Below are 15,911 nucleotides of genomic sequence, written 5' to 3'. Positions count from 1 at the left end.
GCCGGGTTCCGGCAGACGGTCCGGGCTGCCTGCAGTAGCGGGCTGCCGGGCTGCGACTGCCGTCGTCCCACTCGGCAAGCTCGCGGGACCCTCGCTGCGCTCCTCGCTCTCCGCTTGGCGAGACAAACCGCGTCTCGCGAGCCTCCAGCGTGCAGTAGCGCGCCGAAAATCGGAGATTTTCGAGCCGCCGTTCGCTCCGCACCGCGCTCACGGCGACGCTGGAGACACCGCCCGCTGCGGTGCTTGTCTGGCAAGACGGTCCGGGCGTTCCGTTGCGTCTCTCGGCACAGCCCGACGGACGGGTCCGGGCTGCGACTTGCTGACTCTCGCTCGGCAGGCTCGCGAGAGCGTCGTTCGGGCGGGATCGAGCCGGCTGCCCCTTTCAGCCCCACCCCGCACAGCCCCGCCCCGCGACCGCACCGCAGGCCTCGCACCTCCCCAACCTCGGCGGCGGCGCGGCCGCGAACCGCACAGCAGGCGGCCGCGCCGCCGCCTCCCTCGCGCGGTCGCGGCGACGCGCGTCGCGGTCGCCGCGGCGCGCGCCGACAGCACAGCACCGCAACCGCACCGCTCCGCGACCGCACAGCACCGCACCGCCGCGAATTTCAGAAAAACAAAACTTCTGAATCGGTCTGTAACACTCAGTATCGGCATCTACCGCGGGGGTAATGGATGCAGGGCGACGGGACGGATACTCCCTCGAGAACGCCGGTCAAGAACCTTGTACATTGATCGAATATATAATGCACATAGGGATAGGGTTAAGGTCAACAGCGCGCTATCCCCTGCCATGGAAACCCGTAAGGTCCAGCGGCTGGGTCCCTCGACGCTGGCGATGACGCTGCCGGCGGAGTGGGCCAAGGAACACGGCGTCGACAAGGGCGACGAGGTCTCGCTTCGGATGGGCGGCAAGGGGACGCTCACCGTCCTCTCCGAGTCGGCCAGCACCGAGGAGTCGGAGGCGGTCATCCACGCGGACAACCTCGACGCGAGCGCGCTCGAACGCGCCATCGTGGCGCAGTACGTCCTCGGGCGGCGCATCATCCACGTCGAGAGCGACGGGCCGCTCGCGAGCGACCACATCAACGCCGTCTACAAGGCCGAGACGCAGTTGATGGGCCTCGGCGTCATCGAGGAGACGCCGGAGAGCATCGCTATCCGGTGCTCTGTCGACCCGGAGGACTTCACCCTCGACAACCTGATGGAGCGGCTGGAGAACACCGGCTCCACGATGCGCGGCGAGGCCGTGAAGGCGCTCGCACACGGGAACACCGACCTCGCGCAGCGCGCGCTCAACCGCGAGCGGCAGGCGAACAAGATCTTCGTCCTCATGCTCCGGCTGATCTTCACCGCCTACCAGAACCCCAACCTCGCGCGCGCCGTGGGGCTGGAGGAGGGCTTCCCCCTGATCGGCTACCGGTCGGTCGCGAAGAACCTCGAGCTCACGGCCGACAACGCCGAGGACATCGCCGAGATCGTCATGGAGACCGAGGGCCACACCCTCGACATCGACCAGGCGACGATGCGGCGCATCCGCGAGTTCACCGACCAGGTCGACGAGCTGACCGAGATGGCCGTGCGCGCGGTCGTCGAGCGTGACTACGACATCACCGTCGAGTGCCGCGTGCTGTTCAACGAGCTCAGCACCAACGAGACGGAGATCCTCGACGACCTGCCCGAGATGGACAACGAGGACCTCCTGCGCGTCCGCGAGGTGCTCGTGAGCCTCCAGCACACCGCCGAATACGCCATGCGGAACGCGGAGATCGCCGCGAACCTCGCGCTCAACGAGGAGTCCGAGCACGTCGAGATCACGTAGTCGTCGAGCCGTCGCGACTACGGCCCGCCGTCCTCCGTTTTCTTCGCGCGTAACGGGCTCCGCGAGACGACCTCGCAGTCGAACGCCGGATGCTCGGCGACGTGGCGCACCACCATGTGGCGCCGCGATCCGGTGATTCCGGCCCGACTCACCTCCTCCGCGGAGAACTCCGCGGGCAGGCGGTCGTAGAGCCGTCGCAGGGCCGCGAAGTCCGCGAACACCTTCTCGTTTCCCGCCGAGTCGGCACCGCGGCGAGCGACCACGTAGCGCCCGTCCTCACGGTGACGCCCGACCGTCCTGAAGAACTCGCGGCGGGCTGTGAGGGCGTCCCCGAGCGCGTCGCGCAGGGCGGCGGCGTCCGCCCTGCGCAACTCGTGTTCCCCGTCGGGAAGCCGGACCGCGACCGTGCGCCCGTCCGCCGCGAGCGAGGCGTCGACAGCGGCCCGGTCGGCCTGTCGGTCGTCCGCAGAAAGTGCGCGTTCGCCCTCTACGGCGCCGCCGGCCGCGTCGGCAGTCCCGTCGCCGGGATCGCCGCCGGCCGCGTCGGAATCGGTCTCACCGTCCGAGAACTCGATCAGGAGCGTGGGTACTCCGGTGCATGCGAGGGGGTTCGCTCGGGTACCTCAAAACCCTACCGGCGCGGGAGGTCGGGGGCCACGGCGGAAACCGGCCGCGTCACCGGGACTCGGTGTCGGCGCCGTCGTCAGTCGGTTCGGTGTCCGCCGTCGTGGTCTCTCCGTCGTCCGAGGTGCCGTCCGCCGACCCGTCGTCAGTCGACCCGTCGTCAGTCGACCCGTCCTCCGTCGAGTCGTCAGACCCGTCCGTCCCCGAGCGGTCCGACTCCTCGGAGGTGCCGTTCGCGGCTCCGTCGTCGCCCGCTCCGTCCGCCGTTCCGGCGCCGCCGGAGGTGGAACCGTTCCGCGCCTCGTTGCCCGGCCGGTCGTCGCCGCCGCCCGCTTCCCCGGGCGCTCCGGGGGTGCCGGCGGGCCCGCGGTCGGCGGGCCCGCGGTCGGCGGGCGGCGAGCCGGGCGATCCGCCGGCGTTCGCGCCGGCGATCCCCCGGGCGATCTCGGCCACTTCGCCGCCGCGCAGGTCGCGGGCCTCGGATCGGAGCGTCTCGATCCGCTCCGCGTCGACGCCGTTGGCGGCGAGCGTCTCGTTCGGGAGCCCGTCGGCGACCGCCGCGCTCCGGTTCGCCACCCGTTCGGCCGTCGATAGCTCCGCCGCGAGGCGGGCCGTCCGGACGCGGTACTCGCCCTCGCTCATCGTGCCGTTCTCGTGGCGCTCGCGCAGCTCGTTCCGTCGCTCGCGCAGCTCCGCGAGGCGCTCGGCGGTCCCGTTGACCGCGCCGGCGACGACCGCGGCTCGTGCGTCGTCGTCGGGCGCCTCGGCGACGCGCCGGTCGAACGCGCGAACGTCGAGTTCGCCCTCGAGTTCCGCCTCGGAGACGCTCACGCTGCCGCCGAACTGTTCGCCCGGCGCGACGCCGTCGCTCTCATTCCCGGCTCCGTCGGTCTCGGTACCCTCCGCCTGCCCGACCGCGTTCCCCGCGAGCGCGGCGACCGGGCCCGCGCCCGCGAGGACTGCGACCGCCAGCAGGACGGCGAGGATGCTTCGCTTCATGACTGGAGGAAGGCGGCTCGTCGCCTTATACGGTCAGGTCCCTGAGCCCGGATTAAGCCGAGTTAAACCGGGTGACTGCGGGGCGATCCTCGACCGGGCGCGGCCGGCCGGCTACGCACCGGCGGCCGCCGCGTCGGACGCGTCGAGGTCGTCGAGGAGGCCGCCGCCGTCATCCGTCTCGGTCTCCGTGGTGCCGCTCTCGGTCTCCGTCGCGGTCTCCGTCGGCGTGGCCGTCTCCGTCGCCGCGTCGCCCTCCGTCTCGGTCGTTCCGTCGTCCGTCGGCTCCTCGGTCGTGCTCCCGTCGTCGCTCGTCCCGTCGTCGGTCCCGCCGCCAGTCCCGTCACCACCGCCCTCGCCGAAGATGTCCGTCTCGATGGTCTGCTCCATGGTGTCCAGCGGGACCTCGGTCGTGCCGGCGCCCACGTCGGAGAGGTCGACGCGGAGGTAGAAGTCGGCGGTCAGCGTGGTCACCTGGTCGTTCTGTAGGTGGCTCACCCACCACTCGTCGAGGTTCTCGTTGGTCAACTCGAAGGTCACCTCGAGCGTCTCCGTCCCGCCCGGCGGGATGACCACGGAGTCGTTCGTCTCGCCGCCGCCCATCGAGACGTTGTTCATCGCCACGTCGTAGCCGACGTTGCTGATCGCCACGGGGTACTCCCGCGGGTTGTACACGTCGAACGCCATCCGAACCTCCGTCGTCTCTTCGGAGACGCTTCCCCACTCGCCGCGCGTCTCGCGGACGATGAGCACCGGGTCCTCGACGCCGGTCGTGTCGGCGTTCACCTCGCGCTCCTCGTCGGAGTTGAACGCCGAAATGAGGCTGGTGTTTATCGACCGCTCGACCGCGGGCGCCTCGAACGACCGGTTGAGAAGCGAGGAGTGGACGTCCGCGTTCACCGACAGCGTCGTGTGCTCGTCGTTCCGGAGGTGGCTCACCCACCACGCCGGGATCTTCTCGTTGGACATCTCCGTCGTGAACGCGACCGTGGAGTTGCCCGATTCGAGGGGGACGCCCTCGCGGACGCCCTGCGCCATCGAGACGTCGTTCAACAGCACCTCGTAGTCGATCGTCAGCCCGCCGAGGCGCACCCCGAGCGGGTTCGGGTTGTTCACCGTCAGGTTCGTCTCGATCACCGTCGTCTCCTCGGTCACGTCGCCGAAGCCGTTGTCGACGCCGACGACGCTCGGCGCGCCGATGACGCCGACCGCGAACGCGCCGCCGAGCGTCACGCCGACGCCGAGCAGGGCGAGTATCGCCAGCTTCCCCGTTCCCAGACTCGTGATGCCGCCGAGTGCCATACCGGTCGGACACGGGCGAGACATAAAACGCCATCCCGTCCTCTTGATGGCGTGATACGTCGGAACGGGGGACAGCCCAGACCGATCGCGGAGGGTCGCCGTCGCGCATGCCGGACTCGGTCGGCGCGCGGAGCGGCCGCCGCAGTCCTCCGGGGTCGAATGAACTAAGTACGGCCCCGGGAAGGTTCGGGTATGAGCGAGGGATCCATCGAGTCCGACAAGGGGCTCGGCATCGGGCTGGCGTTCGCGGCGATCACGCTCGTGGGCGCGGTCGCGATGTTCGGCGCACCGACACAGATCGGCACCGCGTGGGGCTTCGGCGGCGCGATGGTCGCGGCCGTCGTCTCCGTCGCGGCGTTCCAGGCGTTCGACTAACAGACCGGGCGCGGTTTCGCTCGGTCAATGGATCGACCGGAAGCCGTAAGGCTGGACCGTCCTTATCTCCCGCCAATGACCGACTACACGGAAGAGGAACGGCGCATCCTCGCGTACCTCCGGGACAGCGCCGCCCGTGGCGAGCGGTACGTCCGCTCGAAGACCATCGCGAACGCCATCGGCCTGACGGCGAAACAGGTCGGCGTCCGCCTCCCCAACCTCGCCGAGAAGACCGACGAGGTCGAGATCGAGAAGTGGGGCCGCGCCAAGTCGACCACCTGGCGCGTCACGCAGGGCTGACCGACGGCGTCTCGGCAAACCGACCACGGCCGCCGGGAACCCGCCCTTTTTGAGACCCCCCGGCGTATCTCGCGCCATGACCGTCCGTGTCTCGCGGACCTTCGAGTTCGACGCCGATCCCGCCGACGTCTGGGCGTTCATCAGCGACCCCGGCAAGCGGGCCAGCGCGATAAGCGTCGTCGACTCCTACGAGGTCCACGACGAGCGCAACGCGACGTGGCAGGTCTCGCTGCCGATCCCGTTTCTCGACTCCACGGTCCCGGTCGAGACGACCGAAATCGAACGCGAACCGCCCCACCGGGTGAAGTTCGTCGGCAAGTCCCGCGCGCTCCGAGTCACCGGCGAACACACCATCGAGGAGACCGCCGACGGCGGCTGTCGCCTCACGAACGAGTTCGTCGTCGAGGGAGAGATCCCGGGCGTCGAGAAGTTCTTCAAGCGCAACTTCGAGAAGGAACTGGACAACCTCGAGGCGGCGCTTCACGCCGACGCGCGGATCGAGGACGCGGAGGCCGAGTCGGAAGCGCGCGGGAGCGGGGGAGCGGGGGGCGACTGATGCGACTCGCCTGCGTCCAGCTGTCCGTCGAGGGCGGCGACGTGCAGGGCAACCTCGACCGCGCGCTGACGGCGATCGACGACGCCGCCGAACGCGGCGCGGACCTGGTCGCGCTGCCGGAGCTGTTCGACGTGGGGTACTTCGCGTTCGACTCGTACGCCCGCGCCGCCGAGAGCCTCGACGGCCCGAAGCTCGCGCGGTTCGCGGAGCGGGCGGCCGAACACGACGTGGCTCTCCTCGCGGGGACCGTCGTCGAGGACCTCGAGGCCTCAGCCGCCGACGGGATCGAGGTGCCGGCAGACGCCGGGCTCGCGAACACCGCGGTGCTGTTCGACGCCGACGGCGAGCGCCGCCTCGTCTACCGGAAGCACCACCTGTTCGGCTACGACTCCGCCGAGACGGACCTGCTGGTCCCCGGCGAGCGCGTCGAAACCGCGGAGGTCGCCGGGCTCCGGGTCGGCGTGAGCACCTGCTACGACCTGCGGTTCCCGGCGCTCTACCGCGAATTCGTCGATCAGGGCGTCGACCTCGTGCTGGTCCCGAGCGCGTGGCCCTACCCCCGGGTCGAACACTGGCGCACGCTGCCGCGGGCCCGCGCCATCGAGAACCTCGCGTACGTCGCCGCCATCAACGGGAGCGGAAGCTTCGACGACGCGGAGTTGCTCGGCCGGACGACGGTGTACGACCCCTGGGGGACGACCCTCGCGTCCGCCGCCGACGACCCGCGGACGGTGTTCGCCGAGGTCGACCCCGGCCGCGTCGCCGCGGTCCGCGAGGAGTTCCCAGCGCTGCGCGACCGCCGGCTCTGAGCGACGGCTCCGAACGCGGCCATCCCGCCCCGATTGCGTACATTTATCCGAGAGAACGGCGTACGGTTCGATGCCGAGCTTTCGACGCTTTTCTCGTCGGAAGGTCGGTACAACTCGATCCACGCCCGTCCCGACGCCCGGGACGACGCCGCCCGCGTCGCGCAATGGGGGTCCGCCGCGACGCGCCCGACCGCTGGCGTCGTCCCTCGCTCCGCCTCTCGTCGTTTCTCGTCCCGTAGCGCCTCGCTCCGCGTCGCGTTTCCCCGCCTCCCGCCTCGATAGCGGGGGGAGCCACGGTGCGAGTTTTCAGAACCGATAATCCGAGCCGGTCATTTATCAGGGGGCCGCCGCCAGATCGAGTCGTCGCGAGCGCGTCCGCCGGCCCCCCTCGAGGGGTGACCGGTACCCACCCACGCCGCTCGCGCACCGGGAATGGGGCTCAGCCACCCACACCCACACCACCCGAGCCCCGCCCCGTTTTCTGGCCGTTCCGAAGGCACTCGTCGCCGCTCCGAGGAGCGCGGCCGTGACCCGACGTACCCCCCTGGCGAGCGCGGCGGACGGGCGACCGGCTTCGCGACCGGATTCAGAAACCCGTCGGTCCGCAGTCGGGGTCAAAAGTCCGTTCGCAACCGGTTCAGAAACGCGTCCGTCCGCAACCGGGTTCAAAAAACGGCCGGGCGGGCAGTCCGCCGTGATCCGCCGCTCTTCCGACCGCGAGGCGCGACCGCCTCAGTCGTCCTTCGTCTTGATGTCCGCGGAGAGGCCCTGCGCCATCTCGATGTCCTTCGAGTTGTTGAGGGTCCACGCGGTGCGGTCGGTGACGGCCTCGATGGCCTCCCGGGCGGAGGGGTAGCCGTTGCCCGACTTCTTCACGCCGCCGAACGGGAGCTGGACCTCGGCCCCGATGCAGGGGAGGTTGCCGTACGCCAGCCCGAGTTCGGCGTGGTCGCGGTAGTAGTTGATCTGCCGGTAGTCCTCGGAGATGATGGCGCCCGCGAGCCCGTAGTCGGTGTCGTTCTGGATCGCAACGGCCTCCTCGATGTCGCCGTCGTACTCGAGGAGGGCGACGTGGGGGCCGAACACCTCCTCGTGGGTGCAGCGCAGGTCCGCGTGCGCGTCCGCCTCGTAGACGAACGGCCCGACCCAGTTGCCGTCCTCGTGGCCGTCCGGGATCTCCGAGTCGTCGAGCTCCTCGCGGTCGACAAGCACGTTCACGTCCTCGTCGCGGGCGAGCTGGTTGTACTGCTTGACCTTCTCGACGTGCTCCTCCTCGATGAGCGGGCCCATGAACGTGTTCTCGTCGAGCGGGTCGTCGACCGCCACGTTCGCGGCGACCTCCACGAACCGCTCCTTGAACTCGTCGTAGACGTCCGTGTGGACGATGAGGCGCTCGGAGGAGACGCAGCGCTGCCCCGTGGTCTTGAAGCTCGACATCACGGCGGAGTGGACCGCCACGTCGAGGTCCGCCTCGTCGGTGACGACGATGGCGTTCTTGCCGCCCATCTCGCAGGCGACGCGCTTGCCGGCGACGCCGCCGAGCTTGTCCTGGATCTTGTGGCCGACCTCCGCGGAGCCGGTGAACAGCACCGTTCCCACGTCGTCGGACTCCACGATCGCGTTGCCGGCGTCGCCGAAGCCCTGCACCATGTTGAAGACGCCGTCCGGGATGCCCGCGTCCGCGAACATCTCCGCGATGATCTGGGCGCACCACGGCGTCTGCTCGGCGGGCTTGAACACCACGGTGTTCCCCTCGACCAGCGCGATGGCCATGTGCCAGTAGGGGATGGCGACCGGGAAGTTCCACGGCGTGATACAGCCCACGACGCCCCGCGGCTTCCGTCGCATGTAGGCGTCCTTCGAGGGGATCTCCGAGGGGACGATGTCGCCCTTCGGGTGTCGGGCGTCGCCTGCGGCCCACTCGACCATGTGCGCGGCCTCGACCACGTCGGCTTTCCCCTCGCTGATCTCCTTGCCGCACTCCTTGGTGACGATCTCGCCGAGCTCGTCGGTGCGCTCGCGGAGCTCGTGGTACACGTCCCAGAGGTACTCCGCGCGCTGGATCCGGGAGAGCTCGCGCCACTCCTCGAAGGCCTCGTCGGCCGCCGCGGTCGCGCGCTCGACGTCCGCGGGCGTCCCGCGCTGGAACTCGCCGAGCGTCTCCCCCGTCGCCGGGTTCTCGCTCGTGAACGTCTCGTCGCCCTCGCCCGAAACCCATTCGCCGTCGATGTAGTGCTCGAATACGTCCGGCATGGATCGATCTGTGTCGCCCGACCAGTTAACGATCCCTCCCGACCATGGGAGGGTAGGTTCTTGTTGTCGAAGCTCGTAGACGGATCCGCATGTCGACCTTCGAGACGGGTGGGGCCGAGGCGGCGTCGGGAACGCGCCTGACGCTCGACCTCTGGCACCCCAACTGCTGGGCGATCGAAGCGACCGAGCGAACGAGCGGGGGCGTGCTGGCTCACGCGATCTACAACTCCCCGAAGACCGACGCGGACGCGCCGCAGTCGGTCAACGGCCTGTTCACCGCCTTCGGCGACTCACAGGAGGAGGTCGAGGAGCTGCTCGACGCGATCCGCGCCTCGGACCGAGCCGGCGACCTGCTCGAGTTACAGGAACGGTTCGGCCGCGCGCGAAACGCACCGGGCAACGTCGTCCGCGAGTTCTTCCTGGAGTACGACCCCGCGGACATGATGTGTCCGACGCTGCTGGAACACGGGTTCGTTCACAGCGCCCCCGTCCGGATCGAGGGCGGGAGCGAGGAGTGGCAGGTGTGTTACGTCGGCGAGCGCGCCGAGATCCGCGACTCGCTCGACGCCGTCCGCGAAGCGTCCGGCGCGGAGGTGACCGTCGAGTCGGTCTCCGCGAGCGGCAGCGCCGGGACCACCGCCCGCGAGCAGCGCCTCGACACGCTCACGCCGACCCAGCGTGACGTGTACGAGCACGCGCGCGAGGAGGGGTACTACGAGTGGCCGCGGGGCGCCTCGACCCGGGAGCTGGCCGACGACCTGGACGTCTCCAAGACCACCCTGCTGGAACACCTCCGAAAGGCCGAGTCGAAGCTGCTCGACCCCTGAGGCCGGCGCGGACGGGGAGCCGACGCGCCCGGTCAGTTGCCCAGGATCGCCCGTAGCGCGAACAGCGCGTTCGACTTCCGCTCGCGGATCCGCCGGTAGAAGTAGGAGAACCACTTGTCGCCGTAGGGGGCGTACTGATAGACCGTCACGTCCTCGTTCGCCGCGAGGTCGAACTGCGCGGATTCGCGGACGCCCATCAGCATCTGCACCTCGTAGGGCGTGCCGAACTCGGCGTGCAGTTCCCGCGCGTGCTCGATCATCGCGGGGTCGTGGCTCCCGACCGCGACGCCGTCGTCGAACGCCTCGAACATGAACGCGAGGTCCTCGCGGTACGCCTCGTCGACGCGACGCTTCTCGCGGTAGGCGATCTCGCCCGGCTCGTCGTAGGCCCCCTTCACCAGTCGCACTTTCCCCGGCAGCTCCGCGAGGCGATCGAGGTCCTCGCGGGTGCGCTTCAGGTTGGCCTGCACGCAGACGCCGACGCCCCCGTCGGTCTCGCGGGCGTGGCGCTCGAAGGCGTCGAGCGTCACGTCGGTCGTCTCGTGGTCCTCCATGTCGATCCAGACGAAGACGCCGGCCGCGTCGGCCGCCGCGACGATCCGGGCGAGGTTCTCCTCGAAGACGGCGTCGCCCACGTCCAGTCCGATCTGGCTCGGCTTGACCGAGACGCAGGCGTCGGTCCCGCGGTCGGCGATGGCCTCCACGAGGGCGACGTACGCGTCCGCGTCGGCGTCCGCGGGCGGCCGCTCGTCGTAGTGCTCGCCGAGCAGGTTCAGGATGCCGGCGACGCCGCGAGCATTGATCTCGTCGACGTGCGCGAGCGCCGCCTCCGGCGTTTCCCCGGCGACGAAGTCGTTCGCGATCGGTGGGATCATGAATGAGCGTCACCTCCCTACGCGCATAGGTGGGTACCCGACCAATTCTTTCGCTCTCCGATAACCGAACACAATAGTTGCGGCAATATATGCCGGAGATGGCGGGGAGATAGGCGAAAGCCGACCATGGGAGGGTGTGGGTTGACCCACCCCCAATCCAACGGAATTACGTGAACACGCATGTCACAAAGTAACATGGACATCACCGACCGGAGAACGCTGCTGAAGGCCACCGGCGGCGCGGGGATCGCCGCGCTCGCGGGCTGCGTCAGCACGACCGACGACGAGGGAAGCACCGAGACCGAGGACGGGAACGGCGGCGAGGACACCGCCACGGAGGGCGGTGGCGGCGGGGAGACCGGTCCCTACGAGATCGGGATGGTCGACTCGCTGACCGGTTCGCTGTCGGCGTTCGGCGAGCGCAACCAGCGTGGGAAGGACCTCGCGCTCGCGGCGGTCAACGACGTGGGGATCGACGGCCGCGAGCTGTCGATCACCGTCGAGGACTCCGAGAGCGAGAACCAGGGCGGCATCGCGGCCGCCCAGAAGCTCGTCAACCAGGACGGCGTGCCGTTCCTGATCGGCGCCGTCGGCTCCGGCGTCTCGCTGGCCATCTACGAGAGCGTCGTGCAGGGCACCGACGTGGTGCAGCTGAGCCAGAACTCCACGGGGCTGAACCTCACCGACTTCCCGGGGCTGCTCCGGATGTCGCCGTCCGGCCGCGCGCAGTCGCTCGCGCTCTCGAACCTCATCGACGAGGACGGCTACGACGAGGTGGCGATCACCTACGTCAACAACGACTACGGACAGAGCCTCACGGACGCGTTCGTCGACGCGTGGGGCGGCGACGTGGCGTACAACAGCCCCCACGACCAGGAACAGCAGTCCTACTCCGGCGTCATCTCGGAGATGAACGACTCCGGCGCGGACGCGTGGCTGTTCATCACCTACCAGGCGGAGTTCGCGACGATGGTCAACGAGGTCGTCTCCTCCGGCTACGAGGCGCAGTTCTACGGCGCCGACTCCGTCTCCGGCGACAACGTGCTGGAGAACACCCCCGAGGGGAGCATGGACGGGATGAAGATCGTCGTCCCCTCCGCGCCCGTCGAGGAGGAGAACTACCAGCAGTTCGCCGACGAGTTCCAGAACGAGTACGACCAGGAGCCGACCGCGTGGGCCGCGTACGCCTACGACTGCGTCGTCAACGCGGCGCTGGCGATCCAGGCGGCCGACGAGTTCACCGGGGCGGCGCTCCAGGACACGGTCCGGCGCGTCTCCGGTCCGGAGGGCGAAACGGTCACGTCCTTCGAGGCCGCGAGCGAGATCCTCGCCGACGGCGGCGGTCCCGACGACGTGGACTACCAGGGCGTCAGCGGTCCCATCGACTTCGACGAGAACGGGGACCCCGTCGGCTTCCTGCAGATCCTCGAAGTACAGGACCACGCCTACGAGGGCGTCGGCTTCATCGAAGGCTAACCCCCTCCGATGGTCCTCGAATACCTGGCGAACGGGCTCGTCTTCTCGAGCATCATCGTGCTCGGGAGCATCGGCCTGTCGCTGGTGTACAGCATCGCCGACTTCGCCAACTTCGCGCACGGCGACACCATGACGGTCGGCGCCTACGCGTCGTTCGTCACCTTCGGGGCCGTCGGCGGCCTCGGCGGGGCGGTCCTGGGGCTCCCGTACGGCTTCTTCCTCGCGCTGCTGGTCGGCATCGCCGCGGCCGCGGTCGTGGCGGTGGCCACGGAGAAACTGGTCTACGAGTCGATCGACACCGACTCGATCGGCCTGCTGATCACGTCGATCGGGATCGCGTTCATCTACCGCGCCGTCATCCAGATCCGCTTCGGCGCGGACTTCACCCGGTTCGGCGTGGGGACGCTCCCGCCGATCGAGTGGCTCATTCCCTACGGGATCCGGGTGACCCAACACGACGTGGCCATCGTCGTCTCCGCGGCCGTGCTCGTGACCGGGCTCCACGTCCTGTTGCAGTACACGGACCTGGGGCGCAAGATGCGCGCGATGGCGGACAACCCCGACCTGGCCCGCGTCAGCGGCATCCGCACGCGGCGGGTGACGCTGTGGATGTGGGTTATCGGAGCCGGCCTCGCGGGCGCGGGCGGGGTCTTCCTCGGCCTGTTCAACCAGCTCTCGCCGCGGATGGGCTTCAACCTGCTTCTAGTGATCTTCGCCGCGGTGATCCTCGGCGGGATCGGCTCCGTCTACGGCGCCATGCTCGGCGGGTTCCTGATCGGAATGATCAACCAGATGATGCCGCTCGTCTCCGACCTCACGGACGCGCTCCCGCTCGTCCCGTCGGTCGGCATCGAGTACGCCAACGCGGTCGCGTTCCTGATCATGGTGGCAGTCCTGCTCGTCCGTCCCAACGGCATCGCCGGGGAGGCCACCTGAAATGAGCCTCCTCGACGACCCCGCCGGCTACTGGGCGGACCTCACGACGCCGGAGAAGGGCGTGCTCGTCGTGAGCCTCGCGTTCGCGGCGTTCCTGTTCGTCGCGCTCCTGACCGGCAGACTCGGCGCGTCGTACTTCATGTTCCTCGTCGGGCTGGCGGGGATGTACGGGCTGCTCTCGTTCGGGCTGAACGCCCAGTGGGGGTTCACCGGCCTGATCAACTTCAGCGTCGCCGCCTTCTTCGGCGTCGGCGCGTACGGGACCGCACTGATGACCGCGGACTCCTCGCCGGTCGCGGGCGGCTTCTCGCCGCTCGCCGGACTGGCGACCGCGCTCGTCGTCGCCCTCGTGCTGGCGCTGTTGATCGGCATCCCGACGCTCCGGCTTCGCGCCGACTACCTCGCGATCGCCTCGCTCGGCCTCGCGGAGGTCGTGCGGCTCGTTGTGCTCAACGAGCGCCAGTGGACGAACGGGAGCGCGGGGCTTCGCGGCATCCCGGGCTTCTTCGACGGCTGGCCGGTGCTGGGTACGTTCCCCGAGGCGATGCCCGGACTGCGGATCGAGGTGATCCCGGGCTCGCCCGTCCTGCTCGAGACGCCGTTCTGGCAGGCGTGTCTGAACGTCCTGCTGGTGGTGGCGTTCGCGGCCATCGCGTACCTCGTGTTGCGCCGCGCGCACCGCTCGCCGTGGGGACGCGTCCTCCGGACGATCCGGTCGGACGAGGACCTCGCGCGGGCGCTCGGGAAGAACACCTACTCGTTCAAGATGCAGTCGTTCGTGCTCGGCAGCCTGATCATGGCGCTGGCGGGCGTCTTCTACGCCCACCTCAACCTCTACGTGGGGCCGGGGGACCTAGACCCGATCACGACGTTCTACGTCTGGGTCGCGGTCATCCTCGGCGGCAGCGGCTCCAACCGCGGCGCCCTGTTCGGCGGCATCGTCGTCGTCGCGATCCGCGAGGGGACCCGGTTCATGGGCGACCTGCCGATCGCGGTCGACGCCGCGCCGCTGCGGCTCCTGCTGATCGGCCTGCTGATCGTCGTCGTGATGCGGTTCCGGCCGCAGGGGATCCTCCCGCCGCAGCGGGAGCTGATCTGGCCGAGCGCCGTCGAGGGCGAGCGCGCGCCGGAGCGCCCCGACACCGGCGTTCGCGAGCGGAAGGGCGGTGAGTCCGATGAGTGAGAACCCCGAGCTGCTCCCGAAAGAGGACGTGGTGTTGCGCGTCGACGACCTCCAGAAGTCGTTCGGGGGGCTCCAGGCGACCGACCACGCGACCTTCGAGGTCGAGCGCGGGACGATCACCGGCCTGATCGGCCCGAACGGCGCCGGCAAGTCCACGATCTTCAACCTGATCTCCGGGTTCTACGAGCCGGACGGCGGCACCGTGACGGTCGGCGAGACCGACGTGACCGGAATGGAGCCGTATCAGGTCGCCGAGCGCGGCCTGATCCGGACGTTCCAGACGCCCCGGAAACTGGAGGGGATGACCGTCCGCGAGGCGATGCTGGTCGGGCCGCGGAACCAGCCCGGCGAGTCGTTCCTCTCGCTTTTCACCTCGCCCGGCAGCGTGGGCGAGGCGGAGTCGAAGAACCTCGCGGACGCCCAGCGCATCCTCGAGGAGTTCGAGATCGACCACCTCGCCACGCAGCCCGCGACCGACATCTCCGGCGGCCAGATGAAGTTGGTCGAGCTGGCGCGGGCGATGCTCGCCGAGCCGGAGATCCTCCTGCTCGACGAGCCGGTCGCGGGCGTCAACCCGACGCTCGCGAAGAAACTGGAAGCGCAGATCCGCCGCCTCAACGAGCAGGGCACCACGTTCCTGCTGATCGAACACGACATGGAGTTCGTCATGAACCTCGCCGACCCGGTGATCGTCTTAGACCAGGGGAGCGTCCTCACCGAGGGGACCCCCGAGGAGGTCAGAAACGACGAGCGCGTCATCGAGGCGTATCTGGGGGGTGGCGCGTGAGCGACGCCCCGGACGTCGCGGCGGAAGCGGAACCGTCGGACGCGGCCGGAGAGACCGTCCTCGCGCTGTCGGCGGTCGACAGCGGCTACGGCGAGGTGCAGGTGCTCGACGACCTCTCCCTGCACCTCGACGCCGGCGAGATCGTCTGTCTCGTCGGTCCGAACGGCGCCGGGAAGTCGACCGTCCTCAAGACGGCGTTCGGCATGCTGGAGCCGTGGACCGGGACCGTCACCTACCACGGCCGCGAGATCGGCGGGATGGCCCCCGAGGAGATCGTCCGCGAGGGGATCGGCTACGTCCCGCAGACCGACAACGTGTTCGGCTCGCTCTCGATCGACGAGAACCTCCGCATGGGCGGCGTCGCCCGCGAGGAGGGGCTCGACGACGTCATCGCCCGGCTCTACGAGCGGTTCCCGATCCTCGACGAGAAGCGGACCGCGAAGGCGCGCACGCTCTCGGGCGGCCAGCGGCAGGTGCTCGCGTTCGCCCGCGCGCTCGTGATGGAGCCGGACGTGCTGCTCATCGACGAGCCCTCGGCCGGCCTCGCGCCCAACACCGCCGACGACGTGTTCGAGAACGTCCAGCAGGTCAACGACATGGATACGGCGATCCTGATGGTCGAGCAGAACGTGACGAAGGGGCTCGACATCGCCGACCGCGGCTACGTCCTCGACCAGGGGACGGTCCGGTTCGAGGGGACCGGCGAGGAGCTGCTGGCCGACGACGAGGTGTCGGAGCTGTACCTCGGCGGCTAAACCCGGCGACCAAACTCGGCAGGCAACCTCGGTGCTGT

Annotated in this window: 16 protein-coding genes; 11 read left to right on the top strand and 5 right to left on the bottom strand. The window is 69.5% G+C overall.

Annotated elements, in window-relative coordinates; translation table 11 throughout:
• Positions 1-790: 790 nt before the first annotated feature.
• Complete coding sequence (locus ACQE3L_RS11275) at positions 791-1,819, top strand: PhoU domain-containing protein (RefSeq protein WP_426963890.1); 1,029 nt, start codon at positions 791-793, stop codon at positions 1,817-1,819.
• Positions 1,820-1,836: 17 nt separating this feature from the next.
• On the opposite strand, the gene ACQE3L_RS11270 is transcribed toward ACQE3L_RS11275, so the two are convergent.
• The 3 genes from ACQE3L_RS11270 to ACQE3L_RS11260 form a co-directional block, all read right to left on the bottom strand.
• Positions 1,837-2,190 (bottom strand): DUF7528 family protein, encoded by a 354-nt coding sequence (locus ACQE3L_RS11270; protein ID WP_426963889.1) that lies wholly within the window; start codon positions 2,188-2,190, stop codon positions 1,837-1,839.
• Positions 2,191-2,494: 304 nt separating this feature from the next.
• Positions 2,495-3,442, bottom strand: a complete 948-nt coding sequence (locus ACQE3L_RS11265; RefSeq protein WP_426963888.1) for a DUF7096 domain-containing protein — start codon at positions 3,440-3,442, stop codon at positions 2,495-2,497.
• Positions 3,443-3,553: 111 nt separating this feature from the next.
• The gene (locus ACQE3L_RS11260; RefSeq protein WP_426963887.1) at positions 3,554-4,741 is read right to left on the bottom strand and encodes an LEA/WHy family protein; all 1,188 of its coding nucleotides are present in this window, start codon (positions 4,739-4,741) and stop codon (positions 3,554-3,556) included.
• A gap of 192 nt (positions 4,742-4,933) precedes the next feature.
• On the opposite strand from ACQE3L_RS11260, the gene ACQE3L_RS11255 reads away from it, so the two are divergent.
• The 4 genes from ACQE3L_RS11255 (at position 4,934) to ACQE3L_RS11240 (ending at position 6,781) form a co-directional block, all read left to right on the top strand.
• Positions 4,934-5,116 (top strand): DUF7525 family protein, encoded by a 183-nt coding sequence (locus ACQE3L_RS11255; RefSeq protein WP_426963886.1) that lies wholly within the window; start codon positions 4,934-4,936, stop codon positions 5,114-5,116.
• Positions 5,117-5,191: 75 nt separating this feature from the next.
• Entirely contained in the window at positions 5,192-5,416 is a 225-nt protein-coding gene (locus ACQE3L_RS11250) for a DUF7123 family protein (RefSeq protein WP_058366816.1), read from the top strand.
• A gap of 76 nt (positions 5,417-5,492) precedes the next feature.
• A complete protein-coding gene (locus tag ACQE3L_RS11245) occupies positions 5,493-5,972 on the top strand; it encodes an SRPBCC family protein (RefSeq protein ID WP_426963885.1) in 480 nt (159 codons plus the stop codon).
• Entirely contained in the window at positions 5,972-6,781 is an 810-nt protein-coding gene (locus tag ACQE3L_RS11240; protein ID WP_426963883.1) for a carbon-nitrogen family hydrolase, read from the top strand. Before ACQE3L_RS11245 ends, ACQE3L_RS11240 begins: the two co-directional genes overlap by 1 nt.
• Positions 6,782-7,513: 732 nt before the next feature.
• Here the strand turns inward: ACQE3L_RS11240 and ACQE3L_RS11235 are convergent.
• Entirely contained in the window at positions 7,514-9,034 is a 1,521-nt protein-coding gene (locus tag ACQE3L_RS11235; RefSeq protein WP_426963882.1) for an aldehyde dehydrogenase family protein, read from the bottom strand.
• An 89-nt stretch (positions 9,035-9,123) separates the two neighbouring features.
• On the opposite strand from ACQE3L_RS11235, the gene ACQE3L_RS11230 reads away from it, so the two are divergent.
• A complete protein-coding gene (locus ACQE3L_RS11230) occupies positions 9,124-9,861 on the top strand; it encodes a helix-turn-helix domain-containing protein (protein ID WP_426963880.1) in 738 nt (245 codons plus the stop codon).
• 32 nt (positions 9,862-9,893) lie between these two features.
• On the opposite strand, the gene ACQE3L_RS11225 is transcribed toward ACQE3L_RS11230, so the two are convergent.
• On the bottom strand, positions 9,894-10,736 hold the full coding sequence (locus ACQE3L_RS11225; RefSeq protein ID WP_426963879.1) for a proline dehydrogenase family protein: 843 nt from the start codon (positions 10,734-10,736) through the stop codon (positions 9,894-9,896).
• Between the two features lie 195 nt (positions 10,737-10,931).
• Here ACQE3L_RS11225 and ACQE3L_RS11220 point away from each other — a divergent pair, with 195 nt between their 5' ends.
• The 5 genes from ACQE3L_RS11220 to ACQE3L_RS11200 all read left to right on the top strand — a co-directional run bounded on the left by ACQE3L_RS11220 (position 10,932) and on the right by ACQE3L_RS11200 (position 15,873).
• Positions 10,932-12,212, top strand: a complete 1,281-nt coding sequence (locus ACQE3L_RS11220; RefSeq protein ID WP_426963878.1) for an ABC transporter substrate-binding protein — start codon at positions 10,932-10,934, stop codon at positions 12,210-12,212.
• Positions 12,213-12,221: 9 nt separating this feature from the next.
• Positions 12,222-13,148, top strand: a complete 927-nt coding sequence (locus ACQE3L_RS11215) for a branched-chain amino acid ABC transporter permease (protein WP_426963877.1) — start codon at positions 12,222-12,224, stop codon at positions 13,146-13,148.
• A gap of 1 nt (position 13,149) precedes the next feature.
• Positions 13,150-14,331: a branched-chain amino acid ABC transporter permease gene (locus ACQE3L_RS11210; protein WP_426963875.1), complete on the top strand. Its 1,182-nt coding sequence runs from the start codon at positions 13,150-13,152 to the stop codon at positions 14,329-14,331.
• Positions 14,324-15,118 (top strand): ABC transporter ATP-binding protein, encoded by a 795-nt coding sequence (locus ACQE3L_RS11205; protein WP_426963874.1) that lies wholly within the window; start codon positions 14,324-14,326, stop codon positions 15,116-15,118. The genes ACQE3L_RS11210 and ACQE3L_RS11205 overlap by 8 nt, the downstream gene beginning before the upstream one ends.
• A 65-nt stretch (positions 15,119-15,183) precedes the next feature.
• A complete protein-coding gene (locus ACQE3L_RS11200) occupies positions 15,184-15,873 on the top strand; it encodes an ABC transporter ATP-binding protein (protein ID WP_426963896.1) in 690 nt (229 codons plus the stop codon).
• Positions 15,874-15,911 lie beyond the last annotated feature (38 nt).

Source organism: Haloparvum alkalitolerans, from assembly GCF_050122995.1.
GTDB classification, from domain to species: domain Archaea; phylum Halobacteriota; class Halobacteria; order Halobacteriales; family Haloferacaceae; genus Haloparvum; species Haloparvum alkalitolerans.
The sequence above is the reverse complement of the archived record's forward strand: the minus strand, read 5'-3'. Positions and strand labels throughout refer to the sequence as shown.

Bases quoted from the DNA above. Each gene is read 5' to 3' on its own strand.
- ACQE3L_RS11220 (WP_426963878.1), top strand. From the start codon at position 10,932: ATGGACATCACCGACCGGAGAACGCTGCTGAAGGCCACCGGCGGCGCG.
- ACQE3L_RS11250 (WP_058366816.1), top strand. From the start codon at position 5,192: ATGACCGACTACACGGAAGAGGAACGGCGCATCCTCGCGTACCTCCGG.
- ACQE3L_RS11210 (WP_426963875.1), top strand. From the start codon at position 13,150: ATGAGCCTCCTCGACGACCCCGCCGGCTACTGGGCGGACCTCACGACG.
- ACQE3L_RS11240 (WP_426963883.1), top strand. From the start codon at position 5,972: ATGCGACTCGCCTGCGTCCAGCTGTCCGTCGAGGGCGGCGACGTGCAG.
- ACQE3L_RS11235 (WP_426963882.1), bottom strand. From the start codon at position 9,034: ATGCCGGACGTATTCGAGCACTACATCGACGGCGAATGGGTTTCGGGC.
- ACQE3L_RS11275 (WP_426963890.1), top strand. From the start codon at position 791: ATGGAAACCCGTAAGGTCCAGCGGCTGGGTCCCTCGACGCTGGCGATG.
- ACQE3L_RS11215 (WP_426963877.1), top strand. From the start codon at position 12,222: ATGGTCCTCGAATACCTGGCGAACGGGCTCGTCTTCTCGAGCATCATC.
- ACQE3L_RS11230 (WP_426963880.1), top strand. From the start codon at position 9,124: ATGTCGACCTTCGAGACGGGTGGGGCCGAGGCGGCGTCGGGAACGCGC.
- ACQE3L_RS11255 (WP_426963886.1), top strand. From the start codon at position 4,934: ATGAGCGAGGGATCCATCGAGTCCGACAAGGGGCTCGGCATCGGGCTG.
- ACQE3L_RS11205 (WP_426963874.1), top strand. From the start codon at position 14,324: ATGAGTGAGAACCCCGAGCTGCTCCCGAAAGAGGACGTGGTGTTGCGC.
- ACQE3L_RS11225 (WP_426963879.1), bottom strand. From the start codon at position 10,736: ATGATCCCACCGATCGCGAACGACTTCGTCGCCGGGGAAACGCCGGAG.
- ACQE3L_RS11245 (WP_426963885.1), top strand. From the start codon at position 5,493: ATGACCGTCCGTGTCTCGCGGACCTTCGAGTTCGACGCCGATCCCGCC.
- ACQE3L_RS11260 (WP_426963887.1), bottom strand. From the start codon at position 4,741: ATGGCACTCGGCGGCATCACGAGTCTGGGAACGGGGAAGCTGGCGATA.
- ACQE3L_RS11265 (WP_426963888.1), bottom strand. From the start codon at position 3,442: ATGAAGCGAAGCATCCTCGCCGTCCTGCTGGCGGTCGCAGTCCTCGCG.